This window comes from Pedobacter frigiditerrae (assembly GCF_032678705.1).
Classification (GTDB): domain Bacteria; phylum Bacteroidota; class Bacteroidia; order Sphingobacteriales; family Sphingobacteriaceae; genus Pedobacter; species Pedobacter frigiditerrae_A.
In genome coordinates this window covers 1,980,327-2,001,117 of record NZ_JAVTSS010000002.1, presented here as the reverse complement: position 1 = coordinate 2,001,117, position 20,791 = coordinate 1,980,327, and the positions used below count along the sequence as shown (strand labels likewise).

Genomic DNA, 20,791 nt, shown 5'->3' with positions numbered 1-20,791 from the left:
GCTAAAAAAATGAGAAATTATCTTCGTTGCTTTTAAGAGGGTAATTTTCAATAAGAGTTTAAATAAAATAGCCTGGGCGATTAAACTAGGCTATTTTAAATACTTTGAAAAATATTTTTAAAACTAGGCCTGACTTTTTATCAGTTATGTTCTTTTAACAGTTTTATTTTCTTTTAACATTCGCTTAATTAATCAAACTTTTAATTATATGAAATGGTTCTCCTACTTTTATAATTTATAGTTATTTGCCTTTATAGCTGTTACTAATCAATATCGGGTTCTTCAACTAGAAATACTTCCTCTTCAAACTCATCCAATACAATGTCGTTTTTGGCTGCTATGCCGTAAAGCTTGTTTACCATTTCGTCTATTTCGTCTTCTATTGGGCGGAGTTGGGTGTTCGTTTCTGCACGGTCTATTTCTCCTGCAAAGTATTCTTTCTTAATTGTGATACAATCATCAAACTTTCTATTGAATGCTTTCAATTCTATCTCCGATGGTATTTTGATAGGAAGTTTACGAATGTCATTCATTTGAATAGCAACTGTGTTATTTAGGAATTCTCGAATAATTTTGAAGCCTAAATATGAGTTAATGAATGTAACTAAATATTTATCGCCTAAACCTGATTCATCGTATAGCGACATTGACTTCACATCATTCACAGATTGCCCTTTTAGTCGACATTTTATATATGATGAATTAGGGTTTAGAATATCACTCCAACAAAAGCCATTTCTAAAATAAAACTGCGGATTTCTTACAACGGGCATTCCAACACCACTATGACCTGAATGACTCTTTAGCCAAACTACAACTTCTTCGCTCCAGTCAATTAAATAAGGTGTTTCTGCATACCATCGGTTTCCTTCTCTATCGCCTTTGTCATAAGGCACATAAGTTTTTTTTCCAGTTATTCCTTCGAGTTTTTGTCTCTCCTTTATTGCTGAAACGTCAAAAATCATTAAGTCGGAAATTATGCGATATATAAAGCCCTTTCCAAAAACTCTCAATCCAAATTTTTCTTTGATGCCATCAAACAGCTCCCAAATTTCAATTTCTTTTAAATCGCCTAAAACTTCTTTCACATCATCAATGCTACCACAATCTGAGAGTTGGTCAAATTTTCGTTTGATTTTTGGTTCATCGTGTATAGCTTTCCATAATTTCTGCACTCTTGTTTCTTTACATCTCTCTGCAAATCGAGATGTAGAACGATAGCCAACAAATCTTCCATTGTTACCTGTTGCTAAACCTTGCCCACCATCAGTCAATAAACCAGTTAAAGTAATCGAATTTGGCTTAATTGATTTAACGTGACTTTTAATTGAAGCACGGTTATTTTCAATTTGTCTGGAAGTTTCAATTTTACTCCACCAAGTATCAAAAACAGGTCGGGCAGGTTTTATTATCTTTTCTAAAATTTGGCTGTTGTATTCTGTTGGTGAGAAAATAGCGTAGTTGATTGCTTTTCGATAAGGTTCAAATGAAACTTTAAATTTTAATAAAGTTGAATTATCATCTTTAAACACTGTGTCGCCATCGCAAGTATGAGAATTTTTCCACTTGGGTGTGTCGTGTCCTAATGAACTGAATGTTCTATCTAAAATACGTTCCCAACCTGAAAGATTTTCTTTTGAAGTTCTGACCTGTTTCCATTCTTCTTCTGAAATGTTGAATGATTCTGCATTCGGTTTTCTAATATCTACGTAAACCATCTCTGGTTTGTCAATGGCTCTTTCTTTTTTTACAGTAAAAATTGCGGTGTCTACCAATGCCGCAAATGCTTTGGGAGTATTGATTATTTCCATTACCTGACATTCAGGTAAAACTATCTCTTCTTGAGAAAAAAGCCCATCTCCTGTTTTTGAAATTGTAGGAATTCCTAAAAATTCCATCCTAATATTCTTTTTGGTTTGTAAAGTCAAGAAAGTATCAGAAGTAATATAACTCAACAAGCCACCCGATTTCAGCAATTCAAGACCACGAAACGTAAAGTGATTGTATAGGTCATCGCAATAGCCGTATTCTTCATCCAGCTTCTTGCTTATACCCATACTGCTAATGAGTTTTGTGTTTACATAAGGAGGATTGCCTATAACAATATCAAAGCCGGGGTTTTTACTTTCTTTATTGAAGATGCCAGGGAATACCACTCGCTCAATAAAGTAATCTTTGATGGTGTTTTTAAAAATTGCTAATTCGCCTAATTCTTCAGCGAGTACTTTTTCCTTTTTGCGATGTTTGGCAATCTCTTTATCGGTTGTTCCGTTTGATACCAAATGATTAATACCCGCCCGAACAGAGTTGATTTGTTTGGTTATATTTTCGCTTTGTCTGTCCACCACTTTTTCAAGCAGTTTTACAATTTTATCTTTTATTTCCTCTTTGGTTCCGTGTCGGTCGCTTTTAGCAATGAAATATTGGTTTTCAAGATTCACCAATTCTTTCAATAATTTATCATTGTCAATCTCGTCAATCAGTTCATTTAGATTTTTGTCTTTGTAAAAACGGAACAATGAGTTTTTCTTATAAAACTTAAATTCAAGATTGGGCAACGGTTTCAGGTTGTAATTCTCTTTGCTGAAATCAACCCTTTGTTCCACAATAAGCGAAAGCCAACAACGGAGTTTAGTTATTTCAATGGCATATTCTAGCAAGTCCACACCAAACAAACAACTTCTTAGCAATCCTAATTTTTTCACATAGCGTATTTGTCCATCGGCAAACATTTCAGAAATATGTTCTCTGAATTGCTCGTCTTTCGATTTCATCATTTCTGCTACCCATACTTTTCCTTCGGGGTCAACGGTTGTAAGCACCTGCATCATTTCTTCCAACATTCCCATTGGAAAAGCACCCGAACCACAAGCAGGGTCAAGCACAGTTGTTTCCAACAGTTTATGAATTATGGCTTTGCTGTTTTCGGTTTTTATTTCAGTATCAAGGTGCTTCAATAAAGTGCTTCGGCACATATAAGAAACCACAGGGCGTGGCGTATAAAAAGCACCTGCATTTTTACGAGCTGCTTCTTTCGTGTCATCGCTTTGTTCAGCTAATAAATTTTCAAATATTCTCCCCAACATTTCAGGGTCAACGGCAATTTCTTCTTCAAGCGGTGTGTTTTCTGCAATGGTAAATTTATATCTGGCAAGTATGCTGTTCAGTCCTTTTTCTTTGTCTAAAAACAATAAGTCAGGAACGGCAAAGGCATTATTTACTTTTCCTGATTCGCACCAGTCGTTTGGGTGAATGTCGAATAAACCACCATTGAGGTATGGAGAAAAGAATATAGCTTCTTTGATGGCTTTTTCATCTGCAAAATTTGCAGCATAAACATCAAACACTTTTTTATCACGGTCTTTCTTTTCGCTGTTCAGTGCATTGAAAAACAGATTTTGTAAAATGAATTTATAGTATGCTGTTCCTTTTGACTTAGGTTTTATTAAATTGTTGTCTTCTCCGTTATCAAATTCAGGAAGTAGCAAATCATCTTTTACTACTTTGAGTTCTTTCAAAAACCAAATGAAAATTAATCGGGCAATCAGGCGAACAGTAAAATCTTTATGCTTTTCAGAACCTGCGTTTTGGTCAGGGATTTTGATGTCCTTGACTGCATTGTTGAACCAAGCAATAATGTCTTCGTAAAAATTCTTGTTCAGAACCGAAATAGAAAAAACCGATTGCCAATAATAATATAATTGAGTAAAACTCTTTACAGCTTTGCTTCCTGTGGTTGGAATGACCAATTGTTTTAGAATAGATGAATGTCCTCTATGCGGTTGCTGTGTATCTATGTCTTTAAGCAATGAAACCTTGCCAACTTTTTCTCCTTCACGCCATTCTTGTTTGTATTTAATGCGTTCGCTGTTGGCAAACGAAATTAAGTTACTGTATTTGAAAATGATGGTTACTGGTGTGTAAGGAAAAGTTCTGTTGAAAGCTCTTGTAATTTCTGATAAGTGGCTTCTTGTAATAGGTAAATTGTCTTTTCGTTTATTCAGTGTTACACCAAATATCAATAAGCCATCATAATCGGCTTTAAGTTTTTTTACTTGGGCTAAATTTTTAAATGTTTCAGTTCCTTCAAAAATGCCATCACTCACCATACCCAAAGCATAAACATCAGAAATGAGTTTGTGTGCTTCGTTTGTAGCTTTAAATCTTTGACCTAAAACATCAGCAGGCGAAGCAGGTTCGTCAGCCAAATAATCAACTGGCACTTTCAGTTCTTCAAAAAATGCCTTTAAAGCATTGATGAACGAATCGGTATGAAACTTTATAATTGAATTCATTTGTTGCTTATAATAAACCAAGTGATTAAATCGAAATTGTCTTTATTGAATTTCTGCGAAGCGGAACCTTCGTCTTTTAGTTTTTGAATAGTGGATTTGCTTCCTGATTTTAGTTTGTTCAACATATCAAGAGAAGCTTTTCCCATTTTTTGTTTTACTGTTCCATCTTCCTGAACTTCTTCTTCTGTTGCCTGACTTTTAAGCCAAGTGGATAATGCAGATGATAAATGCTCAATTGATTTCGGTTCTCCTTGGTCAATAGCTTTTGGCACATAGCGGATTTCCTCTTTGTGTTTTGCCAATGCGTCCAACACTTCTTTTTGGTTTAAGAAAACCGATTTTCCCGAATGGTCAATGTAAATGAGTTCGTAACCTTTGTATTCAAAGTTTGTTGAGTTGGTAGGTTTACTCGGATAGCCCAATAATGCAATCATTCCTTCTTGTGGGCAAACTTCTTGTATAGCTTTAAAACCTGTATAAATTCCGTTGGGAAGCGATTTATAAAACTGTTCGTTCTTCTTCAATTCTTCCAACAATTCCTGACGGAAAGTTTCCAAAGAAAAGTCGTCAAAGCCCAATGATTTTTCGGTGTCAATTTCTTCCCAAGAAGATTGCATTTGCTCCAACATTCTTGCTTTTTGTTTCTGTTCCAAATTTTCATCCTCTGCCATTTCTTTGAAAGTGTCGGAGAAATCTAAATGAACTTCAGAACCTGCCAGTTTCATTGCTGCCATTCGCTGTTCAATTCTGCCTTGCAAATTCAAATAAGAATTGATGTTATTGGATGGCCAAAAGTTAATTCCGAATACTTTTTTGTTTGGCGAACCCAAACGGTCAATACGACCCATTCTCTGAATAACGCGAACAGGGTTCCAGTGTATATCGTAATTGATGACCAAATCACAATCCTGCAGGTTTTGTCCTTCACTCAAAGCATCCGTTGCTATAAGAATGTCAACTGGGTTTTGTAGTTTTTCATAAGTCGGTTTGTCGTTTTCCGCAATCCATTGTTGCCACTCATCAAACTGCTTATTTAATGTAAGCTCTTTACTTGAAGGTTTAAAAGCCCATTCTTTTTCACGGAACAATTTGGTGAAAGGTGCAAAGCGTTCCAAAATTGGTTCGTATTTTTTCGTTTCTCCTTCTTCGTTCCATACGGTAGAAGTATCTCCGCTTACGGCAGCCACATTGTCAAAACCTCTTGCGGTTAATTGCTCAAACAAATAAAATGCGGTGTCTTTGTAAACAGTGAAAATTAAGACTTTTGCATTGCCTCCGTTTTCACCTGCTTGTCTTTTCTTTACAATGCGGCTTATAAGCGTTTCAAGTTTATCGTCTTCGCTGCTGTGGTTTCTAGGCTTTTTTATTTCTTTGGCAATCTTGCGTTCAAACTGAATTAAGTTTGATTGGAGCAATTGCAATGCTTCAATATCTGCTTTTAAATCTTTCTTGTAGTTTTCGATATTGCCCGAACGGTCAATATCCATCAATCGGGTTTTACGTTTTTTGCCTAAAGTAAAATCTTCTAGGTGAGCTAAAATATCATCATCATCATCAAATAGAGAAGGTTGGGCTTCATTCCAGCCTGTTTCCTTTTTAGTTTTCTGGTATTGTTTAATTCTATCAAGTGCCTTTTGATGATGAGCCAATATTTTTTCAGTTGTTGACTGAAAGGAACACCAAGATGATTCAAGCCTTTTCACCAACAAGATATACATCATCTTTACCAAAAAATGGTCACGTTGCTTTTCATCGTGTAATATGTCAGCATCCTCAAATTCGTCAATGTAAAATGAAGGTTGATAGCCTGAAAGCATCGGTGGAAAATGGTTGAACAATTCTTCAAAACTCTCGAAGTTTCCAATTTGCTTTGGTGTAACGAAAATATTTTCTGGTTTTGTTTTCTCAGGGAATTCTAATCCGTCCTGATGTCCTTCTATCATTTTGCGAGTTCGGGCAACAGTCAAAGAATCGGTTAGTTTGAAAAAGTTAGGGGGTAATTTTTTAATGAACTCACCAATTTTTGGTTCAGGTTCTTGCGTCCATTCATTGAATGCTTTTTGTGCTGCTCTGAAAGTATAATCAATATTTTTGATGTCCAATGAATCTTCAAATCCTTTTGCATTACCGCCAACTATCAATTTGAATTGATTCCGAATGTCCATCAATGAATTGTTAATTGGTGTTGCTGAAACCATTAACACTTTTACATCTTCGTTTTGTGAAAGTATCTGTTCAACTAAAAATTTATAGCGTTTCGATTTTTCATTTCTAAGGTTGTGGCTTTCGTCAATTACAAACAGTTTAGGTTTTTCACTCAAAAACATTTTGTCTGCTCGGTCGTGGTATTTTTGCATTAGGTCGTCCGTAAGGTCGGTATGGAATCTAAGAAAATATTCAAACTGGTCTTTCTCAAATTTTGAGTTTTGATTCTTCTGGTAAATTCGCCAGTTGTATTGCAATTTCTTTGGACAAATTAAAATCACTTCACGTCCTTGAAGTTGATAGAATTTCATTACAGCTAACGCAGTCCAAGTTTTTCCCAAACCAACAGCATCAGCTAAAATCGCTCCGTTATGTTTTTGAAGCATTTTAATCAAACTCAAAACACCTTTTTGCTGAAACTCATATAAGGCATTGTAAACAGCAGTGTTTTCAAGCCTTCCAATTTGTCGGTTGAATTCGGGATTATCTTTTTCAAGTAGTAATTCATCGCCAAATAGTTCAAACAAAACTTTATAGTAAAGTTGCTTTGGAGAATATTCGGTAAAAATCTTCTTGATTTCGTCAATAAGGTATTGCTTGAAAGGAATTCGATTAACGCCACCGTTGCCATCAACAACAGTTTTATAATCGTGGGCTTGTGGTCTGGACCACAAGCCTTCAAACCATTTTATTAACTCGTTATATTGTGGGTCGGAACCAAAACTTCCAATATTTAATTCAACATTATTTGTTGTTTTTAAACCAACCCCTGCTTCTGTCAGATTTGAACTTCCTGAAATGTAATAGTCTTTCTGTGGGTCTTTGTCGTTATGCTTGTATAAATATGCTTTAGCATGGCAAAAATTTGGCTCAAGCGTCTTTGCAACAACCTTGTCAAGTTTTAAAAATGCTACAGCTTCTTGTGCAACCTTGCTAAGTTTTAATGATGAGTCAATATTGATTTCCTCGTTTAAAAGGTCAAGCGTTCTGTCCTTGTCGAAGTCAAAGTTTACTATGTCACCAAGTATGAATTTATATTCGTCGATTTTGTCTTTCGTAGCCTTTGATAAATAAGCTAATGCACCAACTGTAAAGTACCCAGTAACGATAGATAACTTACCTTTCTGCGTATATTTTGTAATCCACTCGTGAACTTTAATATTTTCATTCTCGTTGTCTAAAATCATGTGTAATTTTATTTATTCTTTCTTTGATAATGTTTGACTTTTATTTACTGTTTAAACAAAGAAATTCTCTTTAGTCCTCAAATACATTTTTATAGCATAAATAAGCCAATGTTATAAATATACAATTCCAACTCAATAAATAATGACATAATAAAATAATGAACATTTAATGTATCCAAAACTTTATATTATTTCTTTAATTAAAAGGTAGGTAAGCTATTTTGGATATTCAACAATATATATCAGTGTTTTATCTGATGTTCTCCTATTTTGTGATAGTTACTTTAAAAACAGAATATTCTCTGTCCGGATGGTAATATACTGCTGCCCCTCTACTAGGATTAATATAAATATGTCCAAGCTTTCTATGACGGGCACTTGGAGGAGATACCCAAGTTTTATCGTCTTTTAATGTCCACCCAAAATCTTGCCATAACATAATATGATAATATCTTGCATCTTCCTGAATTTTGTCATCAGTAAATACGGAGAACATAGAGCCATCAGATAGCTTTCCTTCAAAAAAAACTTGTCCGTTTTGGACAATTCTAGAGGGTGGCAATTCGTATTCCAACCATTTATTAGAATTTATTGTTGTATACGTTGCACAACTTGTAAGACTAATTGTCAAAAAAGCAATCAAAATAAAGCTAAGATATCTTTTCATTCTCAAAACATTTTATGTCTTTTTGGAGGGTTATTATTTCTTTACTAAACTTCTATTTTCTAAAGATAATAGGAAGCATATTAGTTGAAACTTACTACCTTTCATTTTACTAGGGCAACATTATATTAACATCATTGAATACCTCAAGAAGTTTTGGATTTTTCTTGAATATCACTAGAAGTTTAAATCTACTGGTTGACGAAGATTTAATGAGGCTTGAAATATCACCGCTAATAAAAAAATAGATGTTGTCATCGTCGACGACCTTTTGATTACCGAAAACGCCATCAGCAGGTTTCAATTGGTTACTTTGGAATCTAAAATAGCTTCGATTTGTACTGAGAAAAATTAGCATTTTAACATCTTCATTTAAGGCTAATTCTAAAGCTAAATCTCCCAAGCCTAAGCATTGTTCACGTTCTAGAAGCAAAACAGAGTTACTACTACCGCCGTCAAATTTGAAATCAATGCTATCATTTTCCTTTTCAAGAAATATATACCGCCCTAAATACCACCTTGGATTATTTATTCGCATACTAAAGCATAATTTTCATTTATTGAGAGTATATAATATTGCCAATTGACATTGTTGTAGTCAATAAGTTTATTCCAACCAGCGGAATAGGTCTTAGACAACTGAATGCAATTGTTGCTTTGCAGAAAGCTTTGCAATTCAGTTAAATCAGCAATTGAACTTATATTTATTCTATCTCCATTAAACATCTTATAAATCATCCCCTTGGCTGTTTTTGCTTGCCACACAGATGGGTTGTTGGAGATTAGGATGCAATAACTATTAGTAAAACCTAATTCAACTAACTGCTCTCCAAATTTTACATCTTCTATTGTTTTGTATAGTTGGTTTGGGGTCCCAGAATTAGATTTTAACATTTTCAATTCTATTAAGTACTTATCTTCCCCTCTTTGAATATAAATATCCATTTCTTTCTTAATGAGCTTGCTGTTCGGATAAATCCAAGTTGTGGGATATTCAAGTTTAACTGTAAACTCTGGGTGATTTATTCTCAGATATATTGCCAATTCATGCTGTAAACCAGCCTCACTATATAATTCTGTTTGTTTAGCTTCTAGGTTTTTGAAGAAATCAATAATTACCTGTTCCATATTGAGTGTTAATTTGTACGAATTAATTAAGTATAATAAATGTATTTATATTAATCAAGAGAAATCGGAGTTTTTATTCAAATTGTATTTACCAATCTGCTACGCTCACAGCCTGAGAACTGAGCAAAGGTGTTAAATCAATTAATATAACAATATCCAAAAATCAAATCAATTTCTTCATTTAACAGGTAGCTTTTCAATTTTGGATATGATTAAAAAACATCATTCCTTATCTTTTACAAGGGCAATACTATTATATAAGCCCATTACAGGTTATGCTCACCGCCTGCGAACTGAGTAAAGGTGCTAAAGGGGAAATACGAAGTATGACTTTAGCTATGTTTTAACACAAGCAATAGGCGGAATATTTGAACAAATATTATGACGATTGTGAAGCCTGCAGCGATTACGCAGGTGAGCCGAAAAGTGGAAAGCGATTAGATTTATCCAGGATAAAGTGAAGCGAATTTGTGAGCGAATAAAATCCTAGATAAAGATAAAGACAGCTTTCACGAAGCAACCGAAGTTCAATATAAAAACCGTGACAAAAAGAAGTTTTGGCGTGTGTTTTTTGAGAACTGAGCCTTGCGGAGTACCGATTTTCCTATCGAGTAAGCACTGCCTTATCCCAAGAACTACAGACCAAAAAGTGTTCAGCACTTGCTTTATAAATAGCACTGACCCAAATTCACCTTATAAACCAATGACTGGACTTAGCCTTTCCTCGCTTAAGCCACCTCTTTTGAGGAGAGGCTGAGTTTAGGAATGAAATCAATTTACTAGGAACAGTAACAAATCACCCTGCAAACCTAATCCTTTAGGTATCTAACATATCGACCTGCAGACTTATAGAAAGTTGAAACTTCATAATAATGCCCACCACTGTATAAAGTAACGCCATATTGATTTTTATCATTGGCAGATGTGGAACTCCAATAAGAAGCCGCTCCACCAATTCCATTGAAGCAACAATTTCCTGCAGGCAGAGCATTAAAACCATAATCATCCGTTCCATTGTTGTTCGTCCATCCCGTTTTGCTCTTCAACTTACCAGCAGCCGTGCTTAAGTCACCAATAGTACTTCCCAGTTCCACCCAATCGTTTCTCGTAGCAATACGATAACCTTTTGGAGCTAGACCCCTTGTGTCCATAACTGCATATATGTTGTATATCTTTCCAAACTTCTTCCCATTGGCCTTGTCGTAGTTAAGGTAGACATACGCAGGTTTTTGTTCATCAGCAGCCTTTTGCCATTCTACAATGGTTTTAGCTTCAAATATAGGGTCTCCGTTCTGGAAAGTACTTACATCTAAATTCCTATCTGACCAGTTTTGATTACCAATCTTTACTACTTTGATCCCAACGATTTCACTAGAGGCATTATAGATTTCCTTCAATATGCCCGTTCCTGAAGAGTTACAGCTCCAAACAAAATTGGGAGGCGAAATGCCATTACTTCGTTTTAAGCACTCTTTAATTGCAATTGCATCTGCCTCTTCCTTAGTCTTGCCAATTCCCCAACCAAATGCCGTTCCTACGTTGCCGTTAATCGTACGGTATGCAGCACATCCTGTTCCCGAAAAGGTCAGGACTATTGAACAGTTTCCACCCCGTTTGTTGCATTCAGCAATAGCCCTGCTCTCGGCTTCAGCCTTAGTTGATGCATCAGAGGAATACCCATAGTAAAATCCGTTTGAGCGGTCAATGGCTAAAGCGCCGAATTTAGTGCTTACTGTTGATGCCTTAGTTACTGGCTTTTTTACTTGAGCGATGGTGGAGGTGCTTGTCATCATAGACACAATTAAAAGCGAGAGGAGAGCGGTTGTTTTCATATCATATATTCATTTCATCTAATCTACCTGATACCAATGCAAATAACAATACCTAATTTTAGGTATTTAGGTTATGACCTTATAAACTAATGAACAAGAATGGCATCTGAACTCTTAAGCCACCAAAGAGCGGATGCCTTACTTGGGAATGACAATAAAGATTTAGTTACCAATATTTTGCATTGAACAGGGTTTATAAGAATTTCCCGCCATTTTTACCAAGCACCCGATGTTGGGCGTAGTTTTAATTTAAAATTTATTTCCATCAATTGCTTTTGCATATGTCAAGTGCCAATGTCCAGCCTCTGATGTACCACAGCCTGGGTATCCTTCAACCATTCCAAATTTCATTCTTCGACCTGGCACAAAAAAAGAACTAAAATTAAGTGAACAAGAATGGTCCATTTCACTATTTCCGCCCCAATTGTTATTATCTATTGTTACATCCCAGTCTTCTCCATCAATTTTCCTAAAACCTTCATTAAATGATTGAGAACTTTTGACAATGTGGATTTTTAATCGAGTAATATCTTTGTCGACTTCTGTTATAATTCCATATAATATGTCTGGGTTGCCATACATTGAATTATCCTCATCAGCAATAATGTATTCTTTATCAATAAGCATAGTTGAAGTATATTCACATAAGTTTTCGACGTTGTCATTTGGTGGTGGCGGAATTGCACCATTGTAACGTGTTTGATTTGCTTCATTCCAACCTTGTGTAATTGCTTTTATCCTTTCAGATTTTGGCGGATGCGTTGTCGAACCTACGTCATTACCAAGCGTTCGAATAGCATTTGTAGCATCTGAAAGTGTAGCTCCTAATTTATATAAAATGAAGCCAGAATATTTATCTGCTTCTAATTCGTCTTTTGGATTTGAACCTTTATTTGTTATAGTATGTCCTGAAAGATGATGTCCGATTTCGTGTGCCAATATTGACATTGAAGACCAATAGTTACCTGATTTAATATCTGTATATGATAATAGTTTAGGGTCATACAGAATATACCTTTTATTGTCGATGATTGTTGCAACGGCATTGTCAATAGAAGCACTATAAATTTTGAAGTTCGATGCTAAGCCTGAAAATTTCAGAATTGAATTTATTTGACTTAACTCTCTTGGTCTTGGCTCATATAAATCTATTGCGTTTTCGCTTGGCGTGTAATTATACCCACAACCTCCAAAGTTTCCTTTTATGCTTCCATTTTCTGTATTGTTGGGTTCTCTAACCGAAACTTGTGTTTCAGTTGTTTGATTGTCGGTTTGCTTGTTGTTCTTTGAGGTCTTGTCATTATTGTTACAAGATGTCAAAATAACAAATAGTGTTAAGGTTTGTAGTAGTTGTCTTTTCATTTGAAGTTTGTTTGAAAAAATTAAGCCCAACGGTTTGCAAATTTGTGCAGAAATGGCATTACTTGCAGAACCATTGTCGAACAGCACTAAATTAACTAAATAACTGATGAATGAACATAAACCACCGTCAGCCATTTTTGAACAAATTTGCTGTTAGCTGGCGTTACGTTAATATTTTTAAGCATCTATATTTTAAAAATAAATCGTTTTGTGGTTTTTAGAATTCGGTCAATTAATACTATGGTAAAAGTAAGAAAAGCTGTCCATTTTTAATTTATATTTGAAACCGATACTCAAATTGAAAAATCATCAACTGATAAAATAAGAAATTTACATAAGATGAATAAATGGATAAAAAAAGCAATTATAGGTTCTGTAATTATATCTGTAATAATTCCCGCTTTTGGTTATTTTTTTTACATATCTGACAAGAACAATTCTAAACGAGAGCTTCAAGAACTTATAGACAATAGATATTTGGAGGGAAAACAACAAATCGGCGCATACTCTCTTGATTTAGATACTATTAAAGTGGAGAAGGTTGCAGATTTTAATATTGCTGATAAAATTTCTTGGTACGGAGTTAACGATGTGAGCATTTGGAATTCCTTAACTTTTAGTAACAGGGAGAAAATAACTCAAGTAATGGCAGGCGATGAATTTAAATGGTATAATTTTAAGCAAGACGTATTTTCGCCATTTATGATTGTTGTTAAAAAGACTGATAAAGGATATGATATAATAGGAGAATATATCATAGGATTAGGACTTACTTACAACTTCCCTGATAATCTAATCCATAAAACTTCCAGCACAATGGATTTTAGCAAATTATCTGGTGGTGGACCAACTACATTTTATAATTATTCTATAATGCCGTCTTTAGTATATAGCTATGTTAATGATTTAACTAAAAATAAATACCAAGGAATATTGTTTAGAAATGAGATTACTCGAGAACAAAATGGAGTTAAAGAGAATAAAAAACTAACACTTTTGCAAGAGTTGGTTATAAAGTCTGTTGCTCCTGTAGATGAAGGTCTATATTTTCGAGTAAATAATTTTTTTGAGCTTAAGTATAATGATAACTACACCTATATAGGTTCTGGTCCAATTCAAATGGAGACGAGTAGTTATGGAAACACTATGAGCAAGGTCTTTACTAGAACAGTAACTTTACATTATTCAATTGAAGAAAATGAAGGAATATTAAAAAATAAATATGTCAAAATTTTCTCTCCTATTTTTCTCGGCGGGATAATTTTTTATCTATTGGTAATATTTGGACTGTATAAAAAATTTAATAAAAATTAGACTTTTTATTAAATTCAGTCAACATTAAATCGAATATCAGTGGTTTTTGGTCGGACAAAGTCCTAAAAAGCCACAGTTTATGACTTCAATTTTGTGGGGTAGATTTAGTCAAGTAATTAAAAAGTAAGAATATGATAACCGACTACGCCCCAATCATCGTCTTCAAAGGCATTGTAAAATTTATCATTTGTTCGGACTTTAAAAAAGTTAAATTGGGACATCATATGCAGTTTAAAACAAGTCTTAAGGTTTTGTGGCTAAATGAAATTGACGATTTCGAAACACAAAACTATCTACCAGCACTGAATTTCAGACGAAGTACTAAGCTTCATTTTGGCTACTAACCCGCCATATTACCAAACCGACGTCAGCCGTTTGATTTATTTTTAGCAATAAATTTTGTTATTTCATATTGTTCCAATTCTTGCATATTTTTTTGAGAAATATTTATTCCCCATTCTGGTTTACTAGTTTGACCTTCCTTATCGTAATTTTTGTCGCTAAACAGTGCAGTCGGATTTTCCCAAACTTTTGACGGAATAAAATAGACAGAAGGCATTTCGTTATTTTTAAGCAAAACTAAAACTAGATTAAGATTTTCACGTAATCCGCTTTTCCAAGTTTCTTTAGTAATATAAACATAGCCCGTAGTTCTTATGGTTTTCACCTGAACGTCAATATGTTTTTCATTATCCGTTCTGATTATAAAGTCAATTCCCTTGTCATCAACGTCCGTTGTGTAAATATCGAACCCAGCGAATGTCATCCAAATCTTCGCCCAATATTCTCCAATTTTACCTACTTGTAATTTGTTTAAATGTTCAAATGTAAAATCGTCAAATTTTGTCATTATTTTTAATTTATCTTATTTTCTAAATAATTGTTCCAGTCTTGTTGTATTGAAATATAATTTCTGTTTAATTAAGCCATACTATATGTACAGCCATTTTCTTTCTAATTTGCAAAGTCCAAGGCAACCAATGCAGGTTCTTCATCATTTACAACAACCCTTTTCAAGCAATTCCTTAGTCCAACTGCATTATAGTTGATTGTAAGATAGAAACTGAGATAGTCAAAAATGCATTTATGGCTACCAACGTAATAGGATGTTAAAATGTTCACGTGCCTGTTTTCATAGTCTAAATGCAATGGATTGAACACTAATCTTGCATTCAGTCTGTTTATCATTTCTGAAACCTCACTTAGCTTTCTATCTGGAATAATGGTTGTTGAGAGCCTAGATTTAAACTCGATGCACTTGAACTCATATATGCTATCTATGCTAATCAAAAATGTACTTCCATCTTCCAGTTCTAAATTTACTTGAAAGCTGTTCCCATTCCTGTAATAAAGAAAACGATGTTCGTTTAAATACAGTATTAAGGCGTTGTGGCATCTTAATTCAAACTGGTGTTGGGTTTCATCACCATATAAATTGGTCTCTTCAATGGCTACTGGTGGGAGCTGTATTGTTTTTATTACCTCCTTTGTAATGCCATTCTTCTTGCCTAATAGGTAGCTCAGGACAGCTATTGCTATGATTATTATAGGGAGCAAGTATATTATCATAAGGCTAAATTTAATTGAGCCAAACTGTTTGTATGGCTCTTTATTCATTTTATTTGACTAGTTTCTTTGGTATTTCTACAATATTAACACACTTTGTTTTAAAGAATATATAATATAACCAAAATGATTAACATCATAGATATGCTTCAATGCCATAAAATTTAACTTATTCTTTTAGCCCAATTATTTACTTCAATATTTATGCTTCCATCTTTCGAATAGACCTTGACATTTTCATTGTCCCTAATGCCAACATAAATCACATTCTTTTTGAAGTCAACAACGATGATAAAATTTGTTCTGTCACAGAAATGCTGTTTGCATCCCCAAGCTTTGAATATGTTATTTTTCACCTCGATTGGAGTTTCAACAGCCCAAGTTTTCTTCAAGAAGAAGAACCTATCTTTCAATAGGCTCTTTAATCGTTTAGACAATTCTTTATTTTCAAATAAAGTTATTTCAGATGGATATTTTCCATTTGACTTATTGAGGTTATTAATAATATCTTGCTTTTTTGTTGATGCTTTCGCATCTACAGGAATTATAATATAAGTTGATATTAGAAACAATACTGATGGGAGACTTGCAAGCAGAACTTTCATAATAACTATATTTATCTAACTAAATGAGATAGCTAATACTAAAAGTACCACAGATACGATGAGCGATATCGGGTATGATGTTTTATCATAATGTCTCGCATTATAGCAATGCCTAACGAAGCTCAAGGAAAGGACAAAAAGTATAATAAAAACGTATTGCATATTACTTATTGAAAGGTAACATAAAATCAGCTCTTTCCAAGAGTTCAATTCCAGCTCTGTTGAAATAATTTTCATCAATACCTTGGCTTTTTGATGCTCTAAAGTATTCTATGATTTTCTGCATTGCTAGAGTTATTATGACTTTTATATCAGCACTCTTTGTGAATGTAAAACGTAATGAAGGGAAAATAATTCCTCTTTCGCTAAATTCAACTATATAGGTATTGTAATTAGCCTCTATAAATTGCAGGTATAGAATTGGTGTAAATCTTACTTCGTAGGTATTGTAGCCAAATTTATTCTTTGATGTTTTTTTTGATAAATGTATCATATTAAAAATTTAACTTTTTGAATTTGTAACCAGTTCTTATTTGTACCTCCTCAAAAATGGATTGATACTGAAATAAAGCTATGCCAATATAATCCATATGACCTTGCCACATCACTTCAGTATGGGTATATTTATATTTCTCGGTCAAAAGATAAAATTCGACAAACGCATCTTCAAATTTAGTTGCATATAATTCTGTTACTGAGATTATGTTTTTAGTTATGTTGAAAGATTCTAAAAACTTTTGAGCTTGTTGATCCAATATAGCTAGCATTTTATTTAGCTCATTTTGCTTATAATCAACTTCTGTTTGCATTTAATTCAAAATTATTATTTCCAAAAATTTATTTTATTTATTCCAATCTATTTTACCAGCTCTTCTAATGCTGTCATTGTAGCTTTTGCTAGCATCTAGAAACTCGGTTATTCCTAATAAATCAAAATATTGCTTTGTCATTAAAGTTTCTTTTGGATGCATAAAACCATCAGCTTTGGCAACATCTAAAACTATCATAGCAAATTTCATTTTCTGTGTAATGTGCATCAGATTAATTGTATCTATTGCATCTAATAATTTAACTTTCCCTGACGCAATTAACAAGTCATTGTCGACATTAAGAGAGTCTTTAACAACCTCTATTTCATTATCATCTATTTTGCCATCCTGTATTGCTAATACCATAAGCATGCATACCATTGCTTTTTTTTCGATGTAAGTAAATTCCATTTTAGTTTTATTTTTTGATTAGCGATTAATTTTTTTAAAATTAAATATAAGTTATTAATAGTTAAGGGCTTTTACAATTATCTGTAGTCAAACCATAATATTACAATAAGCCGTATTTAAAGTTTAATCTTCGAATTGCAACCCTTTTATTAACAACGAAAGCGTGGAACTGCAACCAATCCGCGCTTGAGGTCCTAGGAGACCAACACAACAGACTGGAACAGCCCACGCTTTCGCGTAGACGTTCACTAATCTGTTCTTGTTGTGTTTAAAATTCCTAGGTTCCAAGCACAAGAACAATAGCTAACGCTAATTTCTTATATGTTTTTAAATCTTTTCTTTCTTATATCATCCTTTTAAGCAAAGATAATAAGAGGTTTGAATAAAGGCGCACTCCCACGCCTTTATTTTTGTTTGCTTCTAGCCTTGATTTTCCATCCAAAAAGCCATTTCTTCATCAATCCTGTCACTATATTTCATTTCGTCAAAGATGCCTTGGATTTTCATCTGTTGTTTTTCAGATGCCTTGTCCAGTAATTCCTGAAGAATTTCTGCAGCTGCGTTTAGAAGTACGGTAGTTTTATGATGTGTCATTTTAAGAAGCTAAGTGCTGTTCTGTGAAGATTGAGACAATATCTGTCTCCCCATCAACAAGCCTTCTGTAAAAGAAGCTATGAATGTCCCTTGGCATAAAGTTTACCCTTAAAGAGTATTCAATGTTTAAGGTTTCATTTTGAGCTTGTGTGATTTGATAGGCTTTTCTTAACAGGAGATTTGTAAGCCCACTTCCAAACTTTTCAATCGCACTTTCATCAATTGAAATGAAGATATACGATTTTCCTTCCTTATTATTAGAGAGCGTGATATTCCAGAAGAAACTAATCCATTCACGAACTAATTGTTGCTGTTTGCTGTCCATACAGTGTTCAACATTTACCCAAGAGCGAAACTTTGCTACTTCAAACTTTCTAAGCAGTAATATTGCTTCCTTTGTAATTTGTGTGTGGGCATTTTCTACCTCTAAGTTGTTCTGCTGAAGTTCAGCATTTATAATAACGAACTTTGTTTTCATTGGTGTACTGGTTTTTGTTTTCATTTTAAAAAAATTATGGGTTAATAATTAGAGATTTACAGGATTTTCCTAAGTGAAGAGGCTGTTTTAAAGATTTTTAGCCACAAAAAAGCCACGATTTTTAGGCGTGGCTGTGTATTTTGTGTTAAAATGGAATTGAGGAAATTGGTTCAAGCTATATCACTATTTATTATAGTTGTTCCTTCCTTTTTATGAGGGTAATCTTCCAAGGGAAAATTTCGATTCAAGGTTCTAGCACTCTCGATTAAAAGTCAGTGGATTTTTTCAATACTGTGTCCCCTCATAAAAGGTAAGAGGAATTTGCTTTTCCATCTTCGAGGGGTGGGGGTCAGTTTCTATAGTCCCGTCGCGTAAAAAATTCACATAATTTTTTGTTGGTAGATTTTTTTTCAAAGCAAGAAGCACCAACATTAAATTGGTGCTTCTTTAAAATATCCAGAAATTGAATATTCTCCTTAAGTAAGGGCATTTTGTACCATTTCTGGATATTTAGATTTTTAATCCTAAGATTTTCCAAGCCTTAATGTTGCCAGTAATGGTTGTTTCCTTTGCATTGTAAAACTTTTTAAAGTCCTGTCCCTTAACTTTTTTTTGGATTTCATATTTTGTGTATATGACTTGCAAGGCAGATTTTGCTTCTTCAATTGTTGGCTTGTCAGTGGTTGTGTATAAAGCTTGTACTTCCGCAATCAAGGCAGGATTCTTGTACTTTAATTTTTCTTGAACCTTCCCACATCTTTTGTTCATTTTTACAATGTCAAACTCAAGGTCTTGCATATCTAGAAAGCCAATTGTATCGAAAATCTTTGCGATTTCAGGAGCCATTTTTCTGACCAATTTATCATCTGGAAAAAGCAGAAAATCTTTATTTTTCAAAGGGAAACAAGCTCTGAATAACATTTTCGCAACAATCTCAATTGCTTCGGGAGAGTTTTTTTCTTTTTCAAGCACTAGGAGTTGTCCATCATTTTCACTGAACCAAAGTTTCTTGGTTGACACATTGAAGCTTCCTGTTTTTTCATATGCCTCAAGCAATTTTTCACTTTCGGTATAATTACTTTTGATTACTTGGTCTAACAGGTAATTATCTACCATATATTTGTTAAGCTTCAATTCATCATCGACAAATGAATTAATTTGCGTTCCCTCTAATGCCTGTTCACCTGTTTTTGCTCCACCTTCCGTAAGCGAGTTTAAGTCTCTCACAACATCTAGCATTAAATAACAATTGTAGCTGTCCTCAATAAATTCAAGTGCAGTCTCTCTTGTCTTCCATTCTAAATTCTCATCAAAATTTGAGATATGTGTTGCACTTGCCACTCCATTTCTGAATCTGCCAATTATCTGTATTGAATCTGTGAAAGGGTCTAACATTGTGAAAGCTTTTCTCAATGTATCCGTTACCATAACAACGTGAGGTTTCTCATCTAGTTTAATATCAACGGCACCAAAATTCCTGCTTGTCAAAAAGTTAAATTTCGCGAAATCTCCAAGCTTGGGCGTCGCATTTTCAAAGTGGTCCTTCTCCAGATTCTTTACACTTTTGTAGGCACAGTAGATTTTGCTATCCTTCTCGATTTTTAATCTTTGAATCAACACGTGGATTAGCTTAGCTGAATTAATGAAGATAAAAAATTGACCATCCTTATTTTCTGAAAATTGTTTTTCCAAAGAAAACAATATGTTGTTGGTCTCGATTAATTCTATGTCCTTTTTGTAATCATAATCTGGCATTACTTCAAGAATCTTGAATTCTTGTTGTTCGAACCTTTCGTCAGACGGCTCAATAGCTGTTGCTGAAATAATTGCCTTCTTTTGAAATTTAAAAAAGTCCTTCATTGGCAGTAAAATGTTGTCCCTATAATCAACATCCTTAATCAACCTGTCACATTCATCAAACAACATAAAGAAGTCTTTATATAGGTTAAAACTTGAATCATAAACTGCCTTTTTTACCTTTTGAAATCCCTCTGGTGTACTAAGAATCTTCTTCGGTGTAATGCTAGAGGCTAGATATTCCTTTATTTTAAGAACTGAAGTGGTTTTATATACCACTAAGATATTCGGATATATCCTATCTCCATTTGCATATGTTGCGTCTCTTTTACCCTCAAGCACTGGAACATTGGGTTCTATTATAATTGAGTTTCTATTATATTTTAAACATTCCCCGTGGGTAGCCCCCAATCCTGGGAGCTTTTTAAATATAATGTAGTTTGTTGGTGTTCCGTTTTTAAATTCTTCTGTGTCAGAAAGGTATTGCCCTTCACTGATATTCATATATTCTCTAGTCATTTTCTTATTGTTAAAATTTGTGTGT

At 34.0% G+C, this 20,791-nt stretch carries 16 protein-coding genes; 1 reads left to right on the top strand and 15 read right to left on the bottom strand.

The window, feature by feature from the left end; all coding sequences use genetic code 11:
- Window positions 1–263: 263 nt before the first annotated feature.
- From R2Q59_RS19535 to R2Q59_RS19510, 6 genes are all read right to left on the bottom strand, one after another.
- Window positions 264–4,295, bottom strand: coding sequence for an Eco57I restriction-modification methylase domain-containing protein (locus R2Q59_RS19535; protein WP_316787088.1), 4,032 nt, complete (start codon window positions 4,293–4,295; stop codon window positions 264–266).
- Window positions 4,292–7,687, bottom strand: a complete 3,396-nt coding sequence (locus R2Q59_RS19530) for a helicase-related protein (protein WP_316787086.1) — start codon at window positions 7,685–7,687, stop codon at window positions 4,292–4,294. Before R2Q59_RS19530 ends, R2Q59_RS19535 begins: the two co-directional genes overlap by 4 nt.
- A gap of 265 nt (window positions 7,688–7,952) precedes the next feature.
- On the bottom strand, window positions 7,953–8,354 hold the full coding sequence (locus R2Q59_RS19525) for a hypothetical protein (protein WP_316787084.1): 402 nt from the start codon (window positions 8,352–8,354) through the stop codon (window positions 7,953–7,955).
- A gap of 525 nt (window positions 8,355–8,879) precedes the next feature.
- Entirely contained in the window at window positions 8,880–9,479 is a 600-nt protein-coding gene (locus R2Q59_RS19520; RefSeq protein WP_316787083.1) for a hypothetical protein, read from the bottom strand.
- An 809-nt stretch (window positions 9,480–10,288) separates the two neighbouring features.
- Window positions 10,289–11,311: an FISUMP domain-containing protein gene (locus tag R2Q59_RS19515; RefSeq protein WP_316787081.1), complete on the bottom strand. Its 1,023-nt coding sequence runs from the start codon at window positions 11,309–11,311 to the stop codon at window positions 10,289–10,291.
- 249 nt (window positions 11,312–11,560) lie between these two features.
- Window positions 11,561–12,808, bottom strand: a complete 1,248-nt coding sequence (locus R2Q59_RS19510) for a hypothetical protein (protein WP_316787079.1) — start codon at window positions 12,806–12,808, stop codon at window positions 11,561–11,563.
- Between the two features lie 204 nt (window positions 12,809–13,012).
- Here R2Q59_RS19510 and R2Q59_RS19505 point away from each other — a divergent pair, with 204 nt between their 5' ends.
- Window positions 13,013–13,987 carry a hypothetical protein gene (locus tag R2Q59_RS19505; RefSeq protein ID WP_316787077.1) on the top strand — a complete coding sequence of 325 codons (975 nt, stop codon included), beginning with the start codon at window positions 13,013–13,015 and terminating at the stop codon, window positions 13,985–13,987.
- Window positions 13,988–14,354: 367 nt separating this feature from the next.
- Here R2Q59_RS19505 and R2Q59_RS19500 read toward each other — a convergent pair whose 3' ends face one another.
- The 9 genes from R2Q59_RS19500 to R2Q59_RS19460 all read right to left on the bottom strand — a co-directional run bounded on the left by R2Q59_RS19500 (window position 14,355) and on the right by R2Q59_RS19460 (window position 20,766).
- Window positions 14,355–14,837 (bottom strand): hypothetical protein, encoded by a 483-nt coding sequence (locus R2Q59_RS19500; RefSeq protein ID WP_316787075.1) that lies wholly within the window; start codon window positions 14,835–14,837, stop codon window positions 14,355–14,357.
- 104 nt (window positions 14,838–14,941) lie between these two features.
- Window positions 14,942–15,604, bottom strand: a complete 663-nt coding sequence (locus R2Q59_RS19495; protein ID WP_316787073.1) for a hypothetical protein — start codon at window positions 15,602–15,604, stop codon at window positions 14,942–14,944.
- A gap of 113 nt (window positions 15,605–15,717) precedes the next feature.
- Window positions 15,718–16,158 (bottom strand): hypothetical protein, encoded by a 441-nt coding sequence (locus tag R2Q59_RS19490; protein WP_316787072.1) that lies wholly within the window; start codon window positions 16,156–16,158, stop codon window positions 15,718–15,720.
- Between the two features lie 163 nt (window positions 16,159–16,321).
- A complete protein-coding gene (locus R2Q59_RS19485) occupies window positions 16,322–16,651 on the bottom strand; it encodes a hypothetical protein (RefSeq protein WP_316787070.1) in 330 nt (109 codons plus the stop codon).
- 1 nt (window position 16,652) lies between these two features.
- The gene (locus R2Q59_RS19480; RefSeq protein ID WP_316787068.1) at window positions 16,653–16,967 is read right to left on the bottom strand and encodes a hypothetical protein; all 315 of its coding nucleotides are present in this window, start codon (window positions 16,965–16,967) and stop codon (window positions 16,653–16,655) included.
- 33 nt (window positions 16,968–17,000) lie between these two features.
- Window positions 17,001–17,378, bottom strand: a complete 378-nt coding sequence (locus R2Q59_RS19475; protein WP_316787066.1) for a hypothetical protein — start codon at window positions 17,376–17,378, stop codon at window positions 17,001–17,003.
- A 420-nt stretch (window positions 17,379–17,798) separates the two neighbouring features.
- The gene (locus tag R2Q59_RS19470) at window positions 17,799–17,972 is read right to left on the bottom strand and encodes a hypothetical protein (protein WP_316787064.1); all 174 of its coding nucleotides are present in this window, start codon (window positions 17,970–17,972) and stop codon (window positions 17,799–17,801) included.
- A 1-nt stretch (window position 17,973) separates the two neighbouring features.
- The gene (locus tag R2Q59_RS19465) at window positions 17,974–18,474 is read right to left on the bottom strand and encodes a hypothetical protein (protein WP_316787062.1); all 501 of its coding nucleotides are present in this window, start codon (window positions 18,472–18,474) and stop codon (window positions 17,974–17,976) included.
- Between the two features lie 486 nt (window positions 18,475–18,960).
- On the bottom strand, window positions 18,961–20,766 hold the full coding sequence (locus R2Q59_RS19460) for a hypothetical protein (protein WP_316787060.1): 1,806 nt from the start codon (window positions 20,764–20,766) through the stop codon (window positions 18,961–18,963).
- Window positions 20,767–20,791: the final 25 nt, after the last annotated feature.

What these genes read in the sequence shown, in the direction of transcription:
- R2Q59_RS19485 (WP_316787070.1), bottom strand. Translation starts at nt 16,651, where the DNA reads ATGATACATTTATCAAAAAAAACATCAAAGAATAAATTTGGCTACAAT.
- R2Q59_RS19505 (WP_316787077.1), top strand. Translation starts at nt 13,013, where the DNA reads ATGAATAAATGGATAAAAAAAGCAATTATAGGTTCTGTAATTATATCT.
- R2Q59_RS19530 (WP_316787086.1), bottom strand. Translation starts at nt 7,687, where the DNA reads ATGATTTTAGACAACGAGAATGAAAATATTAAAGTTCACGAGTGGATT.
- R2Q59_RS19475 (WP_316787066.1), bottom strand. Translation starts at nt 17,378, where the DNA reads ATGGAATTTACTTACATCGAAAAAAAAGCAATGGTATGCATGCTTATG.
- R2Q59_RS19480 (WP_316787068.1), bottom strand. Translation starts at nt 16,967, where the DNA reads ATGCAAACAGAAGTTGATTATAAGCAAAATGAGCTAAATAAAATGCTA.
- R2Q59_RS19465 (WP_316787062.1), bottom strand. Translation starts at nt 18,474, where the DNA reads ATGAAAACAAAAACCAGTACACCAATGAAAACAAAGTTCGTTATTATA.
- R2Q59_RS19510 (WP_316787079.1), bottom strand. Translation starts at nt 12,808, where the DNA reads ATGGCTGACGGTGGTTTATGTTCATTCATCAGTTATTTAGTTAATTTA.
- R2Q59_RS19520 (WP_316787083.1), bottom strand. Translation starts at nt 9,479, where the DNA reads ATGGAACAGGTAATTATTGATTTCTTCAAAAACCTAGAAGCTAAACAA.
- R2Q59_RS19460 (WP_316787060.1), bottom strand. Translation starts at nt 20,766, where the DNA reads ATGACTAGAGAATATATGAATATCAGTGAAGGGCAATACCTTTCTGAC.
- R2Q59_RS19495 (WP_316787073.1), bottom strand. Translation starts at nt 15,604, where the DNA reads ATGAATAAAGAGCCATACAAACAGTTTGGCTCAATTAAATTTAGCCTT.
- R2Q59_RS19490 (WP_316787072.1), bottom strand. Translation starts at nt 16,158, where the DNA reads ATGAAAGTTCTGCTTGCAAGTCTCCCATCAGTATTGTTTCTAATATCA.
- R2Q59_RS19515 (WP_316787081.1), bottom strand. Translation starts at nt 11,311, where the DNA reads ATGAAAACAACCGCTCTCCTCTCGCTTTTAATTGTGTCTATGATGACA.
- R2Q59_RS19525 (WP_316787084.1), bottom strand. Translation starts at nt 8,354, where the DNA reads ATGAAAAGATATCTTAGCTTTATTTTGATTGCTTTTTTGACAATTAGT.
- R2Q59_RS19500 (WP_316787075.1), bottom strand. Translation starts at nt 14,837, where the DNA reads ATGACAAAATTTGACGATTTTACATTTGAACATTTAAACAAATTACAA.
- R2Q59_RS19470 (WP_316787064.1), bottom strand. Translation starts at nt 17,972, where the DNA reads ATGACACATCATAAAACTACCGTACTTCTAAACGCAGCTGCAGAAATT.
- R2Q59_RS19535 (WP_316787088.1), bottom strand. Translation starts at nt 4,295, where the DNA reads ATGAATTCAATTATAAAGTTTCATACCGATTCGTTCATCAATGCTTTA.